General features: G+C 33.6%; 22 protein-coding genes. 1 reads left to right on the top strand and 21 read right to left on the bottom strand.

The window, feature by feature from the left end; genetic code table 11:
* Nucleotides 1–128: 128 nt before the first annotated feature.
* From C4F50_RS06145 to C4F50_RS06070, 16 genes are all read right to left on the bottom strand, one after another.
* Nucleotides 129–1268 (bottom strand): glycosyltransferase family 4 protein, encoded by a 1140-nt coding sequence (locus tag C4F50_RS06145; protein ID WP_193845526.1) that lies wholly within the window; start codon nucleotides 1266–1268, stop codon nucleotides 129–131.
* On the bottom strand, nucleotides 1265–2590 hold the full coding sequence (locus C4F50_RS06140) for a hypothetical protein (protein WP_193845525.1): 1326 nt from the start codon (nucleotides 2588–2590) through the stop codon (nucleotides 1265–1267). Before C4F50_RS06140 ends, C4F50_RS06145 begins: the two co-directional genes overlap by 4 nt.
* Before the next feature lie 13 nt (nucleotides 2591–2603).
* The gene (locus tag C4F50_RS06135; RefSeq protein ID WP_193845524.1) at nucleotides 2604–3848 is read right to left on the bottom strand and encodes a glycosyltransferase family 4 protein; all 1245 of its coding nucleotides are present in this window, start codon (nucleotides 3846–3848) and stop codon (nucleotides 2604–2606) included.
* The gene (locus C4F50_RS06130) at nucleotides 3845–4927 is read right to left on the bottom strand and encodes a glycosyltransferase family protein (protein ID WP_193845523.1); all 1083 of its coding nucleotides are present in this window, start codon (nucleotides 4925–4927) and stop codon (nucleotides 3845–3847) included. Before C4F50_RS06130 ends, C4F50_RS06135 begins: the two co-directional genes overlap by 4 nt.
* A 58-nt stretch (nucleotides 4928–4985) precedes the next feature.
* Nucleotides 4986–5888, bottom strand: coding sequence for a glycosyltransferase family protein (locus tag C4F50_RS06125; RefSeq protein ID WP_193845522.1), 903 nt, complete (start codon nucleotides 5886–5888; stop codon nucleotides 4986–4988).
* A gap of 24 nt (nucleotides 5889–5912) precedes the next feature.
* Complete coding sequence (locus tag C4F50_RS06120; protein WP_193845521.1) at nucleotides 5913–6935, bottom strand: glycosyltransferase; 1023 nt, start codon at nucleotides 6933–6935, stop codon at nucleotides 5913–5915.
* Entirely contained in the window at nucleotides 6932–7582 is a 651-nt protein-coding gene (locus tag C4F50_RS06115; protein ID WP_193845520.1) for a DUF1919 domain-containing protein, read from the bottom strand. The genes C4F50_RS06120 and C4F50_RS06115 overlap by 4 nt, the downstream gene beginning before the upstream one ends.
* Before the next feature lie 3 nt (nucleotides 7583–7585).
* A complete protein-coding gene (locus C4F50_RS06110; RefSeq protein WP_228011969.1) occupies nucleotides 7586–8020 on the bottom strand; it encodes an acyltransferase in 435 nt (144 codons plus the stop codon).
* Nucleotides 8021–8129: 109 nt separating this feature from the next.
* On the bottom strand, nucleotides 8130–8984 hold the full coding sequence (locus C4F50_RS06105; protein WP_193845518.1) for a glycosyltransferase family 2 protein: 855 nt from the start codon (nucleotides 8982–8984) through the stop codon (nucleotides 8130–8132).
* 25 nt (nucleotides 8985–9009) lie between these two features.
* Complete coding sequence (locus C4F50_RS06100; protein ID WP_228011968.1) at nucleotides 9010–10296, bottom strand: MATE family efflux transporter; 1287 nt, start codon at nucleotides 10294–10296, stop codon at nucleotides 9010–9012.
* A 45-nt stretch (nucleotides 10297–10341) separates the two neighbouring features.
* Nucleotides 10342–11343, bottom strand: coding sequence for an acyltransferase family protein (locus tag C4F50_RS06095; RefSeq protein ID WP_193845517.1), 1002 nt, complete (start codon nucleotides 11341–11343; stop codon nucleotides 10342–10344).
* 121 nt (nucleotides 11344–11464) lie between these two features.
* Complete coding sequence (locus tag C4F50_RS06090) at nucleotides 11465–12877, bottom strand: nucleotide sugar dehydrogenase (protein ID WP_193845516.1); 1413 nt, start codon at nucleotides 12875–12877, stop codon at nucleotides 11465–11467.
* A gap of 56 nt (nucleotides 12878–12933) precedes the next feature.
* Complete coding sequence (gene gmd, locus C4F50_RS06085; protein ID WP_193845515.1) at nucleotides 12934–14058, bottom strand: GDP-mannose 4,6-dehydratase; 1125 nt, start codon at nucleotides 14056–14058, stop codon at nucleotides 12934–12936.
* 97 nt (nucleotides 14059–14155) lie between these two features.
* The gene (locus C4F50_RS06080) at nucleotides 14156–15109 is read right to left on the bottom strand and encodes a GDP-L-fucose synthase family protein (protein ID WP_193845514.1); all 954 of its coding nucleotides are present in this window, start codon (nucleotides 15107–15109) and stop codon (nucleotides 14156–14158) included.
* Between the two features lie 39 nt (nucleotides 15110–15148).
* Nucleotides 15149–16150: a mannose-1-phosphate guanylyltransferase gene (locus C4F50_RS06075; RefSeq protein ID WP_193845513.1), complete on the bottom strand. Its 1002-nt coding sequence runs from the start codon at nucleotides 16148–16150 to the stop codon at nucleotides 15149–15151.
* A complete protein-coding gene (locus tag C4F50_RS06070; protein ID WP_193845512.1) occupies nucleotides 16140–16574 on the bottom strand; it encodes an adenylyltransferase/cytidyltransferase family protein in 435 nt (144 codons plus the stop codon). Before C4F50_RS06070 ends, C4F50_RS06075 begins: the two co-directional genes overlap by 11 nt.
* Nucleotides 16575–17156: 582 nt before the next feature.
* Here C4F50_RS06070 and C4F50_RS06065 point away from each other — a divergent pair.
* Nucleotides 17157–17627, top strand: coding sequence for a UpxY family transcription antiterminator (locus C4F50_RS06065; protein ID WP_193845511.1), 471 nt, complete (start codon nucleotides 17157–17159; stop codon nucleotides 17625–17627).
* Between the two features lie 85 nt (nucleotides 17628–17712).
* Here the strand turns inward: C4F50_RS06065 and C4F50_RS06060 are convergent, their stop codons facing one another.
* The 5 genes from C4F50_RS06060 to C4F50_RS06040 form a co-directional block, all read right to left on the bottom strand.
* Complete coding sequence (locus C4F50_RS06060) at nucleotides 17713–17919, bottom strand: helix-turn-helix domain-containing protein (RefSeq protein ID WP_193845510.1); 207 nt, start codon at nucleotides 17917–17919, stop codon at nucleotides 17713–17715.
* 36 nt (nucleotides 17920–17955) lie between these two features.
* Nucleotides 17956–18186 carry a helix-turn-helix domain-containing protein gene (locus C4F50_RS06055; RefSeq protein WP_193845509.1) on the bottom strand — a complete coding sequence of 77 codons (231 nt, stop codon included), beginning with the start codon at nucleotides 18184–18186 and terminating at the stop codon, nucleotides 17956–17958.
* A 702-nt stretch (nucleotides 18187–18888) separates the two neighbouring features.
* Complete coding sequence (locus C4F50_RS06050) at nucleotides 18889–21090, bottom strand: hypothetical protein (RefSeq protein WP_193845508.1); 2202 nt, start codon at nucleotides 21088–21090, stop codon at nucleotides 18889–18891.
* Nucleotides 21087–21830, bottom strand: a complete 744-nt coding sequence (locus C4F50_RS06045; protein WP_193845507.1) for a DUF8740 domain-containing protein — start codon at nucleotides 21828–21830, stop codon at nucleotides 21087–21089. Before C4F50_RS06045 ends, C4F50_RS06050 begins: the two co-directional genes overlap by 4 nt.
* Nucleotides 21831–21834: 4 nt before the next feature.
* Entirely contained in the window at nucleotides 21835–22257 is a 423-nt protein-coding gene (locus C4F50_RS06040) for a T9SS type A sorting domain-containing protein (RefSeq protein ID WP_193845506.1), read from the bottom strand.
* Nucleotides 22258–22345 lie beyond the last annotated feature (88 nt).

Raw genomic sequence — 22345 nt, 5'->3', positions numbered from 1 at the left:
TTTAGGATAAATCCAGGAAAGCCCAATTCTAGCCGAGGGATGAATTTCATATTTAAAAAATTGAACCAACACAAAACGTTTCAATCGCCAAGGCAATAAAACAATGATTAATTTGAGCACCACCATGTTTAATTATTTATTAATTCAATGTACTTATGGACAGTAGTGTCAAAATCAAACCGTTTTGCGTTTTCATAGCCAAATTTTATAATCTGATTTCTAAACGCTTTATTTTTAATTTTTAAAAATTGATTTGCAAAAGCTGCTGCATTGTCTGGATCTGCATATAAGGCTGCTTTGCCGCCTACTTCGCTCATCATAGGTGCTTTGTTGCTTGTTATAACAGGTGCACCACAAGCTTGTGCCTCAATTATAGGCCAGCCAAAACCTTCTGAATAAGACGGAAAAATCATGGCCTCACACATCGAATAAAGTGCTATAATTTCTTTGTTACTAGGGCTGTTAATGTGTACAATTCGATCAGAAACATTTAATTTTTGAATTAATTCAAGAAGCTCTGCTCCTAAAGCTTCTCCAGCCAGCACCAATAATCCGTCCCAATCGTTTTGCAGTTCATGAATCATGTGGATTAGCAATTTTCTGTTTTTGCGTTCCAAATCAGAACCTACATGCAAAATGATGGCTTTATTTTTTAATTGTTGAAAATTAGTAAGCTCCTCTTTAATTTGATCTGCAGATAGCGGCACAAATTTTTCAGACAAAGCATTATGAATACAGATCCATTTTTTGTTGATGTTGGGTTTTGTGTCAATTTCGATCAATTGGTTTAATGTAAATTCAGATACCGCCACTAATTTATTTGCTCCTGAAAGTGCTTTTAAAATTATTTTCTGCAAAATTTTACCCGATTTTGTTGCTGAGCAATATGTGCCTGCAAATCCCAAACCTGCTCTTATTGCCAAAACATCATGACATGTTATGATCGTTTTATTTTTAGGCAAAAAGTTGAGATAAAAAGCATTTGAATGATCACATATATGATAATTGACTTTTTTAAGTAAAACAAAATGCAAGCTTCTTATCAAAAATAGTTCTATGGGAAATAAGAGAAATTTATCACTATAGGCCAGCCATTTTATCAAAATGGGTTTATTAAAACCTAACTTCCTGCATATTTCTCGAGGACGAATAACATTAACCTGAAGTTTGGCCTTTTTATATCCATCAGCCATTAATCCTTCGAAAATCAGCATACTAAATTGCTTATCAGGCTTATAATTACCAATCAAAATCAGCTTTGAAATCATAAATTCGTTTTTTGTAAAGGAGTGTCAGCTTTCATCAAAATAGCCAGAACTAAACCTGCCATAATTGTAGCATATCCCAGAATACTGGGTTGAGCCCATTGTCCCTGAATTATCGTAACAACTGCCGCTCCGCAAAGAATGAAGGGAAGCAATTTTTCTTCCCGTGGCAATCTAAATGATTGAACGGCCATACTTAGTGCTAAAACTAATCGTAAAATAATCAGTCCCCCGCCAAAAAGAATACCCTGCTCACCACCTAAACGACCAAACTCGGTCTCGGAAATCAGAAAAGTAATTTTTCCATTCAGCATTTGTGCACCGGCATTTGTACCCATTCCGAGATTACCTGCAAACACGGGCTGAATGAATAAATCACTAATTGGTTCTGTTAAGTCATTGAAAATTCTTAAAAAAATGGAATCCTTTAAACCACCGCCGGCAGTTGATTTATTGGCAGAATCAACTCGATCCATAAATACCTCTATACCCAGCTTAAATGTTGTAGAGTACTCTTGCAAAGCATATATCACTAAACCAAAAACAATTGTGCTGACAATTAATTTAGCAATCATTTTACTGGAAGTCACTGATGCTATTACAGCAAACAAGGCCACTATGAGAACAGCCATTACGGCACCGCGACTTATAGTCAGCGGCAAAGCAATTATCAAAGTAACGGTACTTATTATGAGTAAAATCTTGGAGCAACGCTCTTTAGACAACCAGAAATAAAAAATAAAAACGGACACCGCAGTATAAAAACTAGCCAAACCCGATATAAACGAAAAGGTTCCAGGCGGTCTGCTATATCCCATTGCTCCAGAAAATCCTGCACTTCCTTCACCTCCAATTCCAACATTAATCAAAGCTGTCTGCGGACTACTAAATTGGAAGTATACAATGATGGTCATGACAATATTCATCACTAATAAAAATCGTCCCATTTTGAGCACATCCTCTTTTGTAAAAACTTTTCCGATGATAAAAATCAGAGGAAAATGAACTAACATAATCCTTGCCCCATAAAGGCCTACAAAAAGATTACCATGACCAAAACATAAAGCAATTGCAAGGCTTAATAGAGTAAAAATATAACCTAAAACTATGTATGGAGTTATAAAATTGACCTTTAAATTAAGAGCTCTTAGAATAATATATACCGCAATTGGATCACGAACAACTAATAAAGGTGTCGCCAAACTAGGTAAAATCCATTTGCGTAAAGCACCTTCAAAAATCCAAAGTAAAAAATACAGCCAAATAGCTATTTTTAAAGAATGATATGTTTTTGGTTCCAAAAGCTGTTCTTTAGCTATATCCATTTATTCAAATTGTTTATAAGATCTTTAACGAAGAAAGTGCTTCTGCCATTTCTTGTCCATAAACGGACCACGGCCTGCTTTGAGCTTTACTTTGAGCCGCTAGCCCAAACTGCTCCAATATCTCTGGTTTTTCAAAAATTTTAGTAAAAACTTGATTAATTGCTATTGAAGATCCTGCTGGAACAATCCATCCGTCTGTGTCATGTATTATGATATCTGGACCTGCCGTTCGCTCGGTCGTGATAACCGGTACTCCTTGTGACATTGCCTCCGTAATTACCAGCCCAAAACCTTCAAAAAGAGAAGGAAAAACAAGGACATCATGCTCTCGCATACAATTCAAAACTTGAGTATGAGATAATGTTGGAATCCATTGATGCTGCTCTAAAGCTTGATTCAGTGCCTTACAATCAGTAACTGCTTTATGCCCAACAACAGTTAATTCAACTTTATCTTTTAATCCTTCGACTGCTTCAAATAAATACGAAATTCCTTTTCTTTGAGAAAGCCCTCCCACAAACAAAACTTTGAGTTTACGATTTACCAGGGGTTGATATACTTTTTTTTCATTTGCTTCTGGAAAGCCGTACGGTATAATTTTTATTTCCGGCAAATTTCCTGAATATTCTTGCAGCGTTTTTTTGGTAAAACTACTTGCTACAAAAATTACATCTGCAAGCGCCAATTCTTGATCTTTTCTATTTAACTTATCTACAGAATCATTAAATCCTGTTAATGTACTTGACCATTCTGGATTGATGTCGAGCTCTTTTTCTAATAGCCGCCGCGCACTTTTCCAGTAACCAATAGGCAAATCATAAACACAATACAGACCTAATTGCTTTGCTTTTGTAAAAGTGGCCAATGCACCATCTTCATATCCGTACACCGCTGACAAACCATCTTTTTTTGCTTTAGCCAAATTATTTGCAACCCATTTTTCGTGATTCTCATAAACCTTATCTATACAAAAAAAACCTTTTTCGTGTCTAGTCAAATACCTCAACTGCAGTTTTGATGCTAGTAAACGTCCAAACTCAAAAAAAGATTTTGAACAGGTATAGGGCTGCCATGCCTTGTCTAAATTTCTTCTTCTTAAATCTTTTAACTTTGAATTACTGCCTAATTTGTATAATAACTGATCTGGAAATATTGCTACTGAAGTAAATAATTTATAAAGCAGTTTATTATTTAATAATCCAGTAACCAAATTTTTTGAATTTGCATTTAAAGTCGGATGAGATACTAGTAATTTCATAATATGGAAATTGAATTAACAAATTGACTTGTCATAACTTGCAAATCAAATACTTCATTTTTTTTATAAATGAGATTTAAATTATCTTTTTCATATTTAATAATTTGCGGTATTTCGTATTTCCCATTAATTGGTGTCCATTTTCGAGCAACACAAATTGTACTTAATCGGTGTTCTCTGTAAGCTGCATAAACCCCGCTTTTTTCTGTCTGAAAATAAGGCGTTGTAGATATTCCAAAATCGCTTTCAGCAAGCACTTGCGAGATAACATTTTCAGATTGAATGCCCAATACTTTATAAGAAATAGCATAATTTTCAAGTGTAGTTTTATAAGCTTCCAGCTCTTCTCCATTTTTTCCAATAAAAATAAATTTTATTGGTTTGATAAATAGTTTTGAATTGCGCATTAAATCATCTACAAAATCCTTAAAAGGCGCTCCAAAATGAATACTGCCAAATAACACAAATTGAGTAAAGTCAGCACTTTCCCTTTTTTCAGCTGCTAACGGTATATTACCGCAAATAGGTAAAACCTGCGCATCAATGTTGTGTTTCTTCAGAAAAAATTGATACAATTTATTTTGCGTATGAACGCTATTGGGTCTGGTCGTACGAATTATGTTTTTAATTATAACTTGCTGTAATCTCCCGATGCATTTATGCTTAAATGGAGCTTCCTTGTCTATTCCCAGCCATAATTCATGAAACATGATATGCCATTTGTGCTTTCCTTTGAATTTCTTTAGGAACGCTGGCAGCAAAAAAGGCAATCCTTTTGAGTTAAAACTGTAGGGAACAAATTGCAAGCTTATCCAATCGGGGCTAAAGTCTTTTATGTATTGCGCCGTTTTATTGTAGCGTAGTTTTGATGGCACAAAATGTGGTATACGCAATACAGAGATAATGCTTCCTTCACATTGCTGCATTTCAGCACTAACTTCCCTTACATGATTATCACTTAAAGCCACAATTATCACCTGATGTCCGTTCCTGACAAGTTCTCCTGCCAAACGGCGGGTATAATCACCAACACCATCAGAACCAGGCTCTAAAGAACCACATAAAAAAAGTATTTTCATTTATGTTATTTTTCATGTAAGCAGCTCAATCATTATTCAATTTATTACTGGCACTTTATCAGCCCAGCATTCTGCCCATTATAGAAGCGAGCTTAATATCCATTTTTTTTATTTTCAATTGCGATTTAGAATAAATTTCGATTGGATATTGACAGTAGTTGAAAAACATTTTTGCCGCAGTACTGGGTTTAAAACCTTTCGATACGAGTTGTTTGATGAAGTTATTTTTCCAAGGTTTTACTGTTTCAACTGCATGGGCCATCAAGTAAGCCGGATCTGTAAATCCCATTCCCTCACTTCCAATGACGCTAAAAGAAATATCTTGAGATATCGTCATTGCCGCATTCAACAAATCCTGATCACCTTTGAAGGCGCGATAACCGTCTTTTTCAAATCTGGACAAATCTCCATCAATGTCTTTATACTTTTCAGTTAATGAAACCCATCGATCCAATAATGCCAAACTATCTTTATGTATGCCTATAAAACCACTATTTGCATAATAATTCAATTCGCAGGTTGATTTATTATTGGCAAGTTTTTGCCATTCTTTCCTCCATGGATGCGTATGATGTACAAAGGGAAAACAATTATCAAGGCAAACTGATACTCCATTATTTGTCCAGTTTGATATAAATGACCAAGGCGCATTGACCACAATATCAGGATCAAAATAATAGATATTGGTCAGATCTGCATTTGCTTCAGCTACCTTTTTCATAAAAGAAGGTTTATAATAGCCGAAGTGCATCTCAACATCCAATAATTCAAAAACCAACTGAACATCATTTCCAATCTTGAAAGTCTGATCTGATTTTTGTAGTTGATTGATCCATACAGGAAGGTCTCCCCTGTATCCAACATAAATTATTCCCTTAAAAGAAGACCGAGCCAAAGAATTCACTAAAGCTCCCACGCCTTTTTCATAATGCCCTTCAAAAAGTGTTGTAACAATCTCCATTTTTAATTTGAATGTCTATAGTTGCTAGTTTAATTTATACAATCTTGTTTTTAAAAAACTGTCTCTAATCCTATTTTTGACTTTAATTGTGGTTTTGAAACTTCCTAAATTTGAATACAATTGCTGCAAAAGATGTAATATCTGATATTCGCTTTTTTGAAGAATAATTCGTTGATAGAAAATTTTTATGTAAATGGATATCATCTTTTTAATATTTCTGGAAGCAATGTATCTATAATCATTTTTTAAGTTTATGGGGTTTATTCTATCAAGATAATATCCTATCAACATTGGGCTGGAAAGTCCGAAGCCTAAAAATAATTTTTTATAATACTTAATTTCAGTTCTGCTTTTTGGAATGTAATGATAAAACTGTAACTTTTTGTACCATAAGACTTCATAACCAATCATACCCACGGCCAAACATAACTCATGATCTTCACTACTTACCAATGAGGTCCCAATTCTACCTGTGGTTTGAAACTCAAATTCATACTCATCTACCAATTCTGCAAAAGCCTTTTTATTTACAATCATTCCTGCTCCATATACCACTTTTCGGGTATTGGTTATATTGCCCTCTTGTAAATATTGCGAACCGACTGCCAAAGTATGATATTGGTTTTCCCAAAATAAAGGAGGCTCCTTCCCTTCAAATACTGGCAAACCATATCCTCCAATAATACCCACATTCGGATTATTGTTGATGATACCCAATGCATCACTTAAATAATTATTTGACAACCAGTTATCATCATCACAAAATAATAAAAAGTCAAAACTAGAATTCTTTATACCGCACATTCGGGCTGCAGTTAATCCAGGTGTTGCCTCTTTGATTACTCTAAAGTTGGGACTGTCTGCTGTTTTGCTGTTTTGCCACAAATTATTGGCAAATTCAAAAGTAGCATCTGTAGAAGCATTATCAATGATCAGTATTTCCCACTGACCTACTGCTATATTGATTTGATTTTGCAAGTGTTCAATTGTTGGTTTCAATCTACTAACACTGTTGTAGCAGCAAACTATTACACTTATACCGTTCATGGTTTCTTGATTTTATATTTTAGTTTGGTAAATAGAAATTGCAAACTGCGTTTGTACGAAATATTTTTTACCCTCCAGGAAGAGCCTTTTGAATCGATCCAGTTATCAACATCAAAATAATCTTTTGACAAGAGATACAATGATTTTCCGTCGGTTACATAATTATCGTATGACTCTGTAATTGAAATTAAATAATTGATTCCGGTTCTTTTTTTGGCCGAAAAGAAAACTTTTTTATAGCGAATAGAATTCCATAGTGTAATAAATTTGGGCCATTCATTTATTTCTCTGTCACATGCTTTAACAAACCAATTGGATGCATCTTCTGGCATTCTTTTCAATCTTCTTTTCCATTTTGATAAAGCTTCCTTCTCATCTTTATAATGCAAAAAGTGAATTTCAATATCACCTAGCAATGCAAGTGGATATTTCTCTTTCAGATAAAGTTCTTCATATTCTTTAAACTGAGTTTCCTGCTTAAATACTAATTCCTGTCTAAGGTATTCGGGCAAGTTGTTTGCCATTTTAACAAACTGAAGCGGCGGAATAAATAATCCTACAAAGGGCGAATTATATTCGATCTGACGCTCTATATAGATCTCCGCTCCCCAACAATTATTTGAAATAATGCAAAAATCGTTATTCATAATTTATTGAAATAATCTTCTATATCTGGCGCTGTAATTAAAATTATTGGTTCTCATTTTGATGAACTTTGCGGGAATTCCAGCCACTACATTACAAGATTCAACATCTTTAGTTATTGTTGCCGAAGCCGCTATGACTGCACCATATTTGATATGTAAACCTGGCAAAACCATAGCTCTTGTTCCTATCCATACGTAATCTTCTATTACAACTTCTTTATTGCGTGCTTGAGCATGGTCGAATAACTCATCATGATCAGCAGTTAGAATAATTACTTCCTCAGAAATGGAAACATTATTTCCTATTTTTAAATTGCCTCTGGTATCAATTCTGCATCCGCTATTAATTACAGAATCAAGACCAATCTCTAATCCTTTTGCAGCATCAAACTTGCAATTCATACAAATTGTACTTCCTTTGCCAATCTTAAAATTCATAATCTTGCGATAATAAAACAACCGTATAGAATGACTTGGAATATGTGATATTAAATGATTGCAGAGGTACAATCTAAACTCTGATATAATTTTTCTCATTTTTATAAAGTCAACTTATTGAAAACCAAAGCATGTTAGAAAATAGTTTGTAATTCCATGGACTTTTGCCTTTTACCATTGCCTTAATATAGAACAGCGTTCCCATAATGATCCCTTTTCTAAATTTATACCCAAACTTCTTAGAGAGCGTAGAATGCCAAATAGGAAGAACATCATTATAATAACTTTTCAATTCGCCTAACGGAATAGTTGAATTATTGGTTTCGTGAATTCTGTAATACCCTATTACTTCGTCACAATAGTATAATTTTCTATTTTCTGCGTATCGCAGCATCAACTCAGCATCACAAACCTGAGTGTTTAAGAAGAGCTGGCCATTCAACTTGATTTCTTCTAGTTTTTTCTTTCTAAAGACCGTGAAAATGATGTGAAAAGGATTCTCAAATGCAATTTTTTCGAATGCATTTTCAACATAACCAGATTTCATAAATTCATTTTTTGATGTAAATTTCTTTAAACCTGTTTTTTCGAAATACATTTTATATTTAAATGACACGAAATCTATTTGTGGATCTGTCAGTTTTTCTACAGCTTTTTCTATGAAGGTATTGTTGTGAATATCATCTGCATTTGCAATAACAACATATTCGCCTGTGGCCCTGTCATAAGCATTATTCCAGTTGGGACCAATTCCAAGATTTTTTTCATTTCTAAACAAACTTACTTTGAGGTTTCTGCCAAATAAATCATTTAGAATTTCCCATGTTCCATCTGTCGAAAAATCATCTTGTATAATTATTTCTATATTGTCATACGTTTGCAATAGGAAACAATTTACTGTCTCTTCGATGTATTTTGCCGCATTATAAACCGGTATGCAAACAGATACTAATCGATTATTCATATAATAAATATTCAAAATGATTAAACTAAACTGATCTCAATTTATAAATTTTAACAAACGTGTATGAGGAGTATATTACAGCCTGAACAACTGAAATGAATATATTGAAATACAAAACCCCCATTAAAGATGAAATATCAAATAAGAAAATACCAATTACGATAGATAGTAAATTACTGGCAATATACAAGTAAGGATTAATAAGCCACCCTCTGCTGGAACTAAGCGAAAATAGGAATCCGGTTATTAATCCCAAACAGCTTCCTGTTACATTTAAAACCAGCGCTGTGTTCAAGCCTCTATAATTTCCGCCCAATATCCATAGAAATTGATTTGAGAACAGAAAAACACAAGTAACGAGTATTATACATACAATTATTAAAAGGAAAACATTTAATAAAAATTGGTTCAGCAATACTTTGAAGTCACTCTTTTGTCTGGCAAAACGAGGAACCAATAAAGTAGAAAATAAGGACGCTAATACTCCTAGTAAAACAGATACTCGGCCCAATGCACCAATTTGTGCAACTGATGCGGTATTTCCTGCAATGGAAATCAGCCAAATAGTAATTTGACCTGATAAGCAATAGTAAATTGCACCTGGCAGTACTCGCTTAACGATAGACATAATCTCTTTTTCAACAACAGGATCAGTGGTCTGCTTATTATCTACAAAAGTTTCAGCAATTTTACGAAGCTTTATATTTCCATAAATTCGCGGAATTCCGCTTGCTAAAATGGCTATAAACGAATAAGGGAAAATAAAAATTGTTAAGCCCGTCAAAATCAAACGCCAAATTCCTACTGATACCTGGTTCTTTTGTAATGGAAGTATATCCTGATGAAGTTTAGGAAAAATTTCCAGCAGCGAATCTGATAGCGCTGCAAAAAAAGCAGGAATCAAAGAAGCTACAATTAATATCGTAATTAACCAGTTTGCACCATTACGCAACAATAGATACATCAATAATGGCACTGCAAAAATAAGACTTCCAATGGCAAATTTGCGGCGCATACTAAGTCCTGTTGCCAAGATAACACCTAGTTTTTCCTTATCCTGCCAATGCTGTCCTCCTTGCGAAAATACTCCAGTTCCGATACCTCCGTCAGCTAACAGCGTCATGGTTCCAAGCATAGTGTTAGACAAAGTATAAAGCGCATACTCATTTACAGATAATAAGTGTATAATCAAAAGACCGCTTGCAAAGCCTACCACTTGAATAATAATCTGTGCAGAACCTGTAATACTTATTAACTTTCCCCAATGAAGCGCTTTGTAATAATGCGGATGTCCCTTTATTCGATTTAGCATTACTTCGATTTAAAATAAATTAATTGTGCAGATACTTTATACTTATTACATTCTTCTTGAAACCCATTTTTTTCTTAATTTATCTAACGGCATATCATAATATTGATAGATCAATAACGAAAATAGATAAGTGATAAATAAATAGCCCAACAGGTAAGGTATCCGATCTATCTTTGAAAGTTCATTTATATAATGGTTATATGGAATTATAAACATCCAATGACTTAAATATAAAACATAGGACATACCACCAAGCAGGATGTCTCTAGAATCACTTTTCCTTAGTACACTATTTGAAAGCAGCGGTATTAAAAGAAAAGAACTTAAAATATTGAAAAGCTCATTGTAACTGCTGTCAGCCAGCTTAACCAAAGCAAATAATTTGGGAATTACATAATGTATCACTAATATCCCTACAAACAAACTGTTGAAAATTCTTTCCAGCTTGGAATTGAATTCTATCTTGGATTTATAAATTTCTATCCCAACAAGAAAATAAACTAAATATTTAAGGATCGTTTTGCTAATGAATAAATCTGTCCATAAAAAAGATAAAGCCAGCGCAAGAAGAAAAGCGATGCCTAAAATTGAGTACCTTACTTTTTTTTGTTTCAGAAAAATCAAAATTACTGGCAAAAACAAATAAAACTGAAGCTCAATATCCAGAGACCAAGCTGGCACTAAGGGTTGAAAACTAAGCTGATTATAACCTAACATCAATAAATTTGCGAGTCCAAAACTAAGACCGCTGAGCGATGCAAACTGAAGTCTTGCTATCAACTGAGAATCAAATATAAAAAGCATGATAAAAGTTAAAATACTGATCAGGTAATAAACCGGAAGCAAACGAAAAATTCTGCTGCAATAAAATACCAGCAAGGGCTGCTTTGCTTTGCTATATTTTGTTTCATACATTAAAGTTACCCAATAGCCGCTTAATATAAAAAAGCAGTAAACAGCCAAATGCCCGATAAAAACAAATTTGGTAACATGAAAAAAGACAACTAAACTTGCTAAAATGAAACGAACTAAACCTGGTTTAATCATATTTTAATGTTATTTATTTCATCTGCCGTATCAAAAAAGAATTGCAGTCTCCAGCTAATTGATGTGACTATTTTTTTGGCATTTTGAGTTTTGCTGTATCTTTAATTTCAATAATAATGAATCATCCTTTGCCTATTCCTTTCACTTCAAATCCTATAGCAGTTAATTTTTTAACATCCAGAATATTACGTCCATCAAATACGAAAGCGGGCTTATACATATTACTGTAAATTTTTTCCCAATCGTAGCCTTTAAATTCGTCCCATTCTGTTAATACCGCAACGGCATGTGCTTGATCCATTGCCTCAGCAGGAGTATTGTATACAAAAATCTGCTTTAGTTTTAATTCTATTTTATGATCTGAAAGTCCTTTCAATTCCCATAAATACTTCATGTCAGCTTTAATTTTTACTTCAGAAACTTTAGGATCAAATACATGAATTGCAGCGCCATCTTCAATAAGATGCTCTGCTACGTAAATCGCTGCAGACTCGCGGGTATCATTGGTATCTTTTTTAAATGCCCATCCTAAAAAAGTAATTTTCTTATCACTTACCGTATTAAACAGTGAGCTAATTATTTTTTTTGCAAAACGATATTTTTGATAATCGTTTAACACAATTACCTGTTCCCAATAATCAGCCACTTCAGGCAGGTTAAAATAACGGCACAAATAGACTAAATTCAAGATGTCTTTTTGAAAGCAAGATCCTCCAAACCCAACAGAGGCTTTTAGAAACTTAGAACCAATTCTGCTATCCGTTCCAATAGCATTGGCTACTTCATCAACATCAGCCTCAGTAACTTCACATAAGGCAGATAAAGCATTAATTGAAGAAATTCTTTGGGCCAAAAATGCATTAGCCGTTAATTTTGATAACTCCGAAGACCATACATTTGTAGTTAAAATTTGTTTTGGTGAAAGCCAATGTGCATAAATATCAACCAGTGATTGAATCGCTCTTTGGCCGTTTTCTGTTTGTTTTCCACCAATTAGAACACGATCAGCATTCAGTAAATCATTGACAGCGGTTCCTTCGGCCAAAAATTCAGGATTGGAAAGAACTTCAAATTTGAAACCATTACCAGTACGGTCTAAAATAGTCTGCAGCGTTTCGGCAGTTCTTACCGGAAGTGTTGATTTTTCGACTATAATCTTATCACTTTTGGCCACTTTAGCAATCTGTCTGGCACACAACTCTACAAATTTTAAATCAGCAGCCATTCCCTTGCCTTCTCCATACGTTTTTGTCGGCGTGTTTACGGCTATGAAAATCATATCTGCAGCTTCAATTGCACTATCTGCATCAGTAGAAAAAAACAAATTACGATTTCTTGCTTCCCTCACTACTTCGGCAAGTCCGGGTTCGTAAACGGGCAGTTTTTCTAAATCTTCATTATTCCAGGCTGCGATTCTGTTTTCATTTAAATCGACAACAGTTACTTTTATTTCGGGACATTTCAATGCTATAACAGACATTGTCGGCCCCCCTACATATCCAGCGCCTAAGCAACAAATATTTTTAATTTTCATTTACTGCTTTTTTTTTTTGAAACAAAAAATGGTTTGTTTTTGATTAACTCAATCAGTTATTCGAAATAATTCAAGATCTTATAACCACATTCTTTTAAATGTTGTTCTTTTTCCATTAGCCTTAAATCAGACTGCATCATTTCTTTAACTAATGCAGCCAAATCATATTGACATTTCCAGCCTAACTTCGTCTTTGCTTTTGTTGCGTCGCCAATCAATAATTCTACTTCTGTCGGTCTAAAATAATTTGCATCTACTGCTAATACTTCTTTACCAATAAAAAGTTGATAATCAGGATTGGTACAATATTTCACATAACCTTTCTCTTCAATACCTTCGCCTCTAAACTCTAGTTCAATTCCTACTTCGGCAAAACTCATACGCACAAACTCACGTACTGGAGTAGTAATTCCTGTAGCGATTACCCAGTCTTCTGGTTCATCTGCCTGCAAAATCATCCACATCATTCTAACATAATCTTTGGCATGTCCCCAATCGCGTTGTGCGTCTAGATTTCCTAAGTATAATTTATCTTGCAGTCCGAGAGCAATTCTAGCAGTTGCTCTTGTAATTTTGCGTGTTACAAAAGTTTCTCCTCGAATAGGTGATTCATGATTAAACAAAATTCCGTTGCAGGCATACATTCCATAAGCTTCTCTATAATTAACGGTAATCCAGAAAGCATACATTTTAGCCACTGCGTAAGGCGATCTCGGATAAAACGGTGTTTTTTCTGTTTGCGGAACTTCCTGCACTTTACCAAACAATTCTGAAGTAGATGCCTGATAAATACGGGTCTTTTTTTCCAATCCTAATAAGCGAACTGCATCCAAGACCCTTAAGGTTCCCAATCCATCTGCATTTCCAGTATATTCTGGAGTTTCAAATGAAACTGCTACATGACTCATAGCTGCTAAATTATATATTTCATCAGGCTGGATTTCTTGAATCAAACGAGTCAAATTAGTACTGTCCGTCATATCTCCGTAATGCAAAATGAAATTCCTGTTTTCTACATAAGGATCCTGATACAAATGGTCAATTCGATCTGTATTGAATAAAGACGTACGTCTTTTTACTCCATGCACTACATAGCCTTTTTCTAATAAAAATTCACTTAAATAGGCTCCGTCTTGGCCCGTGACTCCTGTAATAAGGGCAATTTTTTTAATTTGATTCATAATGTAACTATAAAGCACGAAGCATTGTGTTGCAAAGTCGCAAATTTGTAAAATCTTAACTATTTTGAAGGGGAGTAAATTTTAAAAGCACAAACTATTAAAAAGCCTTTTGCTTAAAGTTTTCAATGTTTTGTAAAAACCAATTGTAGGTTTTTTGTATTCCATCTTCTAATTTCACTTGATGTTTCCATCCTATGTTATGCATTTTAGAAACATCCATTAATTTTCTAGGTGTTCCGTCAGGTTTGGTATCGTCCCAAATTACAGCTCCGGTATGGCCGACGATTTTTTGCACTAAGTTGGCCAAATCTCTAATAGTTAAATCCTCTCCCGTGCCAATATTGTACAAATGCTCAGGAAGCTCATTTTCTAAGGCAAAAACCACTGCCTCTGCCATGTCGTCTACAAATAGAAACTCTCGCATTGGTCGGCCAGATCCCCAGAGAGTCACCACAGAATTGTTGTTTTCCTTTGCTTCATGAAATTTTCGAATCATGGCTGGCAATACATGAGAACTATGCAAATCAAAATTATCACCTGTCCCGTATAAATTTGTAGGCATCAAACTCACAAAATCCTTTTCGTATTCATTGCGAATGGCTTCACATAATTTTACTCCTGTGATTTTTGCCAGAGCATACCATTCATTTGTGGGTTCTAGAGGAGCAGTAAGCAAATATTCTTCTTTTAAAGGCTGTGGAGCTAATTTTGGATAAATACACGAACTGCCTAAAAAAATGAATTTATCTATGCCTAAACGATGCGCTTCATTGATAAGGTTATTTTGAATCTGCATGTTTTCCATCAAGAATTCATATGGAAAATTATTATTGGCTAAGATTCCTCCCACTTTTGCGGCGGCGTCTATAATAACATCTGGTTTTGTTTTTCGGATGTAATCCCGAACCGCTTTTTGTTTTCGCAAATCCAATTCTTTGCTTGAAGCGCCAATAAGATTAATGTAACCTTTTGCACTAAGGACTCGCCAAATAGCACTTCCAACCATTCCATTATGTCCAGCAATATATATTGTAGAATTTTTATTAATCATGAGGCAGCATTTATTTTAATAAATAAGCAAAATCGAATTTTAAAGGAGCGGTGAAGCAATAGCTTCCAATTGTTGGTAAACTTTTTTTACCTCTTGTGAATTTTCTTTTTGCAACACCATCAATGCGTCCGAAGTATAGATCAAAATGCAATTTTTGACACCTATAAAAGTAGTATGCGTTGACGTTCCTATCACAATATTTTTATTTTCATCAATGGGATGATCTTTCTGAACCAAATAATCATAAACCGACTCAAAAGAGCCCAGATCAGACCAATCAAAATAGGTTGGAACCACTTTAATGTCTTTGCTTCGTTCCATTACTGCATAATCTATGCTTATCGAAGGAATGCTTAAAGACAATTCAAAATCTAAAAGGCCGCCTTTATTTGATTCCCATGTTTTTTTTGATTTCCAATATACCTCGGGTTCCTGTTTCTTGAGTTCCGTTAAAAACTTCCTAGCTTTAAAACAAAAAAGGCCGCTATTCCAGAAATAATTTCCTTCTTTCAAATAACCTGCTGCAGTTTTTAAATCAGGTTTTTCATGAAATGCGATTACATCCTCATTTTCAAACTCTATATAGCCGTAGCCCGTTTCTGGTTTTGTGGGTTTTATACCAAAAGTTACCAAATAATCTTTTTCAGCAAGTAAAATAGCTTCACGCAAAGCAGTCTGATACAGTTCAGCCCCTTCAATTACATGATCTGACGGAGTAATCAATAAAATATCCTCCGGTTCTGATGCAAAGGCAGCAAAAGCAATTGCGGCAGCCGTATTACGAGGAACAGCTTCTACAATATGGAGATACGATTTATTGAATTTACTCATACTCTTATCACTTAATTGATAATTTTCGATATTTCCTACTACTATCGTTTTATTGGAAAACTTTTCATTTCGGACTACTGTTTTTTCAAAAAGCGACTCGCCATCAAAAAGTTCCAAATATTGCTTTGGCAAATTTTTTCTCGAAAGAGGCCACAACCTGCTGCCGACTCCTCCTGTTAAGATTACATGAGTAATACCACTAATTGCCATGGGAGTTCGATAAAACTTCTTTCTGGTAAACTTCATGACGCAGACTAGAGCTCGAAAACCGGTGATCTCTAGTATTAAAATATAAATAGATTCCCTTTTCTTCACAGTAGCTTCTACCGGTAAAATCCCTTTCTTTATATTCATCTCCCACAATACGCACATCTATAGTAAAGGATTTCAAAATATCTTCTAAATCCTGCTCAGTAGCGTAAGGAACAATTTCGTCCACAAACTTACAGGCTTTTAATTGTATGTAACGTTCTACAACTGTCTGTGTTGGTTTGTTTTTTGTTGGTCGATCTAATGTCGGGTCAGTCTGTAAACCAACAATTAAATAATCACAATTTAATTTTGCTTCTTCAAGCATTTTAACGTGCCCTGCATGTAATAAATCAAATGCACTAAATGTTATTCCAATTTTCATCTGTCCAAGTATTAAATTAAAAATAAGTTGTTAATGTGATTTTATAGGTAAAAAACAATTTGCCATTTTACTGGCTTTTTTGATGTTTTTTTGAGAATTGAAAAAGGGTTCCCCGTAAATAGCTGCATTTTAGCTACTCAAAAAGTAAAAAGTGAATGATGTAAAAAATAAAAAAATTACTGCCTTTACATTGGTATGAAAATTTTAAAATTCAGCTCAAAAACAAAACTGATTCTGCCATTTTTATGACAATAATAATTTTGTTAAAATTACAATAATAAGATAGGTGCAAATTGATTTTTTGTTCTTTAATATCCTGATTTAGGAAAAATTAACATAAAAAATACAGAACCGCTCTTGTAGTAAAAGTTAAATTACAACTTCATTTCTAGTAAAAAACAGCTTTTATAAATCTTAATAAAAAAGCCGCGAAATCCGCGTTTAGATTGATTAATTATTTTTTGAAAAAAAATTAGAAGTGCCATTATTGACTTTTTAAAGTGTTATTTACTAATAAGAAAATTAAGAAACCAATCAGTCAATTTAAAGTATAATTATTTTAAAACAATAAACTGAAGAATTATGAAATGGTATGTAGTATACACAAAACCGAAATGGGAAAAAAGAGCTGCCGAGCAATTAACAAAGTTTAATATCAATTGTTATTGTCCTGTAATTAAAAAGACGCAGCAAAGGTCAGACAGAAAAATAAAAGTAGAAGTACCTTTATTTAGTCATTATATATTTGTACAGCTGCTTGAAAAAGATAGGAATTTGGTTTTTAATTCTCCTGGAGTTGTGAGATATCTATTTTGGCTTGGAAAACATGCCATTGTAAAAGATCATGAAATTGAAACCATTAAGGAATGGTTAAGTACTGAAGAAACTTCAAAAGAGATTTCGGTTCTTCAATACCAGATTGGAGACAAGATACATTTAAATTCAGGTCCATTTTGTGATCAAAATGCTGTCGTTAAGGATATAACCAAAACGCATTATGTTTTAATTTTAGAATCTTTAGGATATATTTTGAAAGTGAAACATAAAGAATAAAGAAGATATAAGCTTTTTAAGGAATGCTCACTCTTACCTTTTAAAGCTTATCCTTGAGAGAATCCAATATTGCAGTCTTAAAAATTTAGTTTGGTAAACTAAAGATTTCACTTTTTTTGATTCCCAAGATCTTGACCAAGCGATCAAGTTTAGACAATTTAAGGTCTACAATCCCTATTTCTATATTTTCATACTTTTTTACACTGATCTCCATTTGAATAGCTACATATTCAGAAGTTAAATTTTTTTGTAATCGAAATTCTTTAATTCTTAAGTGGTAATTATTTTCCATGATAGTTTGATTTACTTGATTTAAAATTAGTTATCTCTATTTAATTTCACTAAAAAAAATTGAAACGTCGAACTTAAATATGAACTCTATTGAAACCTCTAAAACTTTTGAAATCTCAATTAATTTTGAAACAGTCAAGTCTACATCTCCTCTTTCAATTTTTCCATATCCGCTGGCACTCATACTCAATTCAGCTGCCATATGTTCTCTAGTGAAATTTTTTAATTCTCTAATTTTTCTAATATTCTCATATACTGCATATTTCATAGAACAAAAAATTTGGTTTTGGGTTAACTTTATGCTTTTTATCTTTTACTAATCAATAATAATTGTTGTTTTAAATTCAATTATCGTTAAAAAAGGCAATTTCATAATAAAAAAATATTATCAAAAAATTCAAAAAAAAGCCAAATCATTGAATTTAATTAACAAACTTTACAAATTCTGCCTAAATATATATATAGTTCCTAGTTTTAAATAATAAATCTGTTCAAAGGATTTTTAAATCCGATTAACGACAAATTGTTGCATTTTTTGACTCCAATAAACCCTATTTTATTTATTTTAAAAAAAAAGTAAACAAAATAATATCTGGATACAATTTGAAGATCAATTGGATATCGGAATAAGTGAATGCCTTTCTAAGACTATTTGCAAAATCTCATTGAAGTAATAAAAACTATTAGGAAAGGAAATACTAAATGTGGGAGAATCGATAAAAAACTAACTGCAGTATGAACTAGAGTACAAAAAAATAGTAAACTCTTTATAATTTTAAATAGGAGGCAAAAAAATCAGATTATAGAATTATTCAGCCGTAAGGTTACATAAAGTGTATAGGCGACAAAAAAACAAACACCAAATAAGAAATAAAAACAAAAAGCAATTTAGATTTATTAGGATCTAAATTGCTCTTTAAAAAAAAAAATGTTTTACTTATCTACAATTATTAAGCAATCACTATCACTTTTATTGCGTTACTAGCAATTGAGGATATGGAGTTGTTTTTTTGTCTATTACAGTTGTCGGCACATTTTCCTTTAAGTTCACTAATACTTTGCTGTATTCAGGATGGGCTGCAAAACTGCTGTTGATAAAAACACCATGAGTTTTTGTTGCTGCCCCGCCAAAACGTCCGTTAACAGTTGAATTTATAATATTGTGATTTTCTTCATAATAAATAGTATTAGCAAATACGGTAATAGTATCAAGCAAATTACAGCCTTCCATTGTTGTGCTTTTAGAATTGATTAGAAAAGCCGCGCTGTTATTACTAAAGTTACAGGAGTAATAACTTAAATCACCATTAATAACTGCATTTTCTTTATAAGTATAATCACCCACAGTACCAGTGACAGCTGATCCTTTATTATTCGTAAAATCACAGTTGGCAGCAATGGCAAAATTTTGTCCTGACGTATTTAAAGCTGTTTTATTATTGTCAAATTTGCAATCTACCCAAGCATTTAAATTATCTGCCCTGGTAGCTCTCATTGAAACTGCTATTCCACAATTTATAAATTGATTTTTATAGAACATGGTTTTGTCAACAAAACTAGAAGTATCACTATCATTTGCCCATGGCATAAGAGGGTCTTGAAAAAATCCAATATTACAATCAACAAAGCCCAGATTTTCAAGAAAATTATTGTCAAATCCTTTTATTTTTTTGAGATGTATGCCATAGTTTTGATTTCGAAATACTACAAATTTCATTTTTTGCAGCGCCATATGCTGTGTTCCATAATCCTGTGAAGAATAGATTCCTTCACTTCCGCCCTGCAGGGTTAGATTTGCTAATATAAAATTAGTGTCCTGTCCGCCAGTAAGGGATATTAAAGGAAAATCATCTGTTAAACCCACAATTACCGTTTTACCAGTACCCTGACCAATTATACCGTGATTCGAATCAATTGGAAGTTTTAAGGTAGACGCTATATAAAAGATTCCTTCCGGTAATTCTGCAATACCGTTCGTATTAATTAAATTTTGAATATAGTTCGTTTGATCAGGCTTACCTGCTCTTTCTGTTTTCCAATTAGGCCCTAATGGGTCTGGCAGTGTTTCCCAATTCGCTCTGGCCCAAGCTTTGTATTGAGGCCCTTGTATCGTATTTGAAAGTGTATTAAAAACTGAAGTATTTGTTATTGCTGCCGTTTGCTCAACTCCATTATAAAGTACAGCATTTTTTCCATCCAGATTGGCCAAAAGATCAAATCCTGTAACGGTTCCAGATTTTCTTAAATAATTTCCTAATCCAAATACTAAAAACATATTCGTTTTTGTTGACAATACATCATTAGAAGTTCGCAGAAACTTATTGTAAAAGGATAGATTATCAGCATCAATATCATAAGACGGAGTTGAATTCGACTCGTAACTACCTCCGCCAAAATCAGTTATCTTAAGATTTCCCATGTTTTTTGCCGAAAACATAGCTTTTGTACCTTGATTTAAAAGATTCCAGCCTTCAGCATCTAAACCTACAAAAGTAGCTGACTGTAATCCGTCAAGTTCCGTAGTATCACCGTGAGGTGTTAAAAAATTAGTATGGAGATGTACATTACCATAGCTAGGATCAATACTGTTTCCTTTCATTATAAGAAGATTGGAAACTGTCCCTGCTTGATGTTTGATTATTTTAGTATTTCTAATATATCCTGATACACTGCAATCTATTCTGATTGGTCCGCCAAAGTCTATAAACGAATTATCTCTAAGTGCGACATTAGTACCTTGTAAAGTAGCCCATTTAATGCTTTTAAAAATACATCCCGAAATTTCAGCACCAGTTTCAAACTTTATAATTTTATCAGAAGGAAGCAGGTTCTCTAAACGTACATTCTTACTTCCTGCTGCAATTGTTATATTTGAAACTTTTGTTAAAGATGGATGTCCGTACAGTCTTTGATCAGTAGTCATTACAATGTCGACACCAGAATAATCACCTTTTTCTAATCGAACAGATCCATATTTGTTTAAAGCTGCCTGCAGCGTAGCTTTTTGAGCAATTGGCAATAAATAAGCTTTAAAGTAATCAATTTCTTCTAACTGATTATTTACCCCAGCAGGAGGCTCAGGAGTTTTTACAGGAGCTTGTTCAAGTGAATACTGGTAATTTTGCGAAAAAACTGCTGTTGAAAAGAGTAAAAAATAAATTAAATGCTTCATTGTCCTGATATAATATAGGAATTTGTACCTGTCTTTCTAAGAAAACCAAACCTTACATTCCCAGCCGCGCTTGTAAAATTTGCACTACCGTTTGCATTATAATTTATTGTTACACCTGACGAGGCTTGTATAGCCAATATAGCGCCATTATGAGCTTCTAAATTAATTGTATCCCCAACCAACATACTCGAAAAATTAGCGGTTAAAGTTAATGTAGCTGATGCCGTACATTCAATTGTATTATTGATATCATTGGAAGCAATGCTTCTTGAAGAAGTAAATGAAATGACTGCAGCTCTCGCAGCAGGAGTCGTTACAGCCCCTCCTATTAATCTGTCAGCTGTTTTGGCATGCAAGGCATAAGGTACACTCAGAAGCTGTGTAACACCAATAATGTTATAATTGCTGCCGCCAGCTGCATCTACCTGTGTTTCTATAAAGTAAGGTCCTTTTTCCCAAGCTATCTGACTGAAATTACCTGTTACAACAGTTCCATTTCCAATTTCTAAAGATACAAGACCATTGTTATTTGTAGAAGGCGAATGTGTTTCCTGATAAACAGCAGTTCCCGTTGCCGTACCTTGATGCACAATTACTTTAAGACTTATTTTTGAATTAACCACCAAGCTATTATTTTGACCGCGAATAATTGCCTGATAGCTCATTTTTTCTGGTGACTGTGCCAATACTTTAGAAGTAAAAGCTGCAAATAGTAATACAATTGTAAGCGAAATTTTCATTCTTTTAATTTTTTAATATCTTAAATGTTTTCAAAACTTGGTTATCTATATATACTGTCAATATATATAAAGAGGAACTAAGATTACTTAAACTAATTTGGGTTTCAGTTTCTTTAATTATACTCTGTTGCAGCAATCTCCCTTGAATGTCATAAAGCTTATAATGTCGTATTCCATTTTCTAATTCCAATCCTTTCAAACTTAAGTTTACATAGTCTCTTGTAGGATTTGGAAAAACAAATAATTCTGCAGCTGGCACTTCACTATCAGGCGTGTCCAATGTTTTGTCTTTTTCTTGTTGTTGTACACCTTGAGCTACATTGTATTCGGATTCCCCGATATACATATAAAATATTTGCCCAATAGAGTATGATACTGTTCCAGAAGAGCCGGTAGCAGTATTGCCTGATGGAATAATAGTTTCCATTATATCAGTATCTCTCCCTTGTGTATTTTGACTAATCCCTTTAAAAGAGAACAGTAATATGATAATTATAAGGTAACAAAAGCTTAGA

It is taken from the genome of Flavobacterium hungaricum (genome assembly GCF_015182285.1).
GTDB lineage: Bacteria > Bacteroidota > Bacteroidia > Flavobacteriales > Flavobacteriaceae > Flavobacterium > Flavobacterium hungaricum.
The sequence above is the reverse complement of the archived record's forward strand: the minus strand, read 5'-3'. Positions and strand labels throughout refer to the sequence as shown.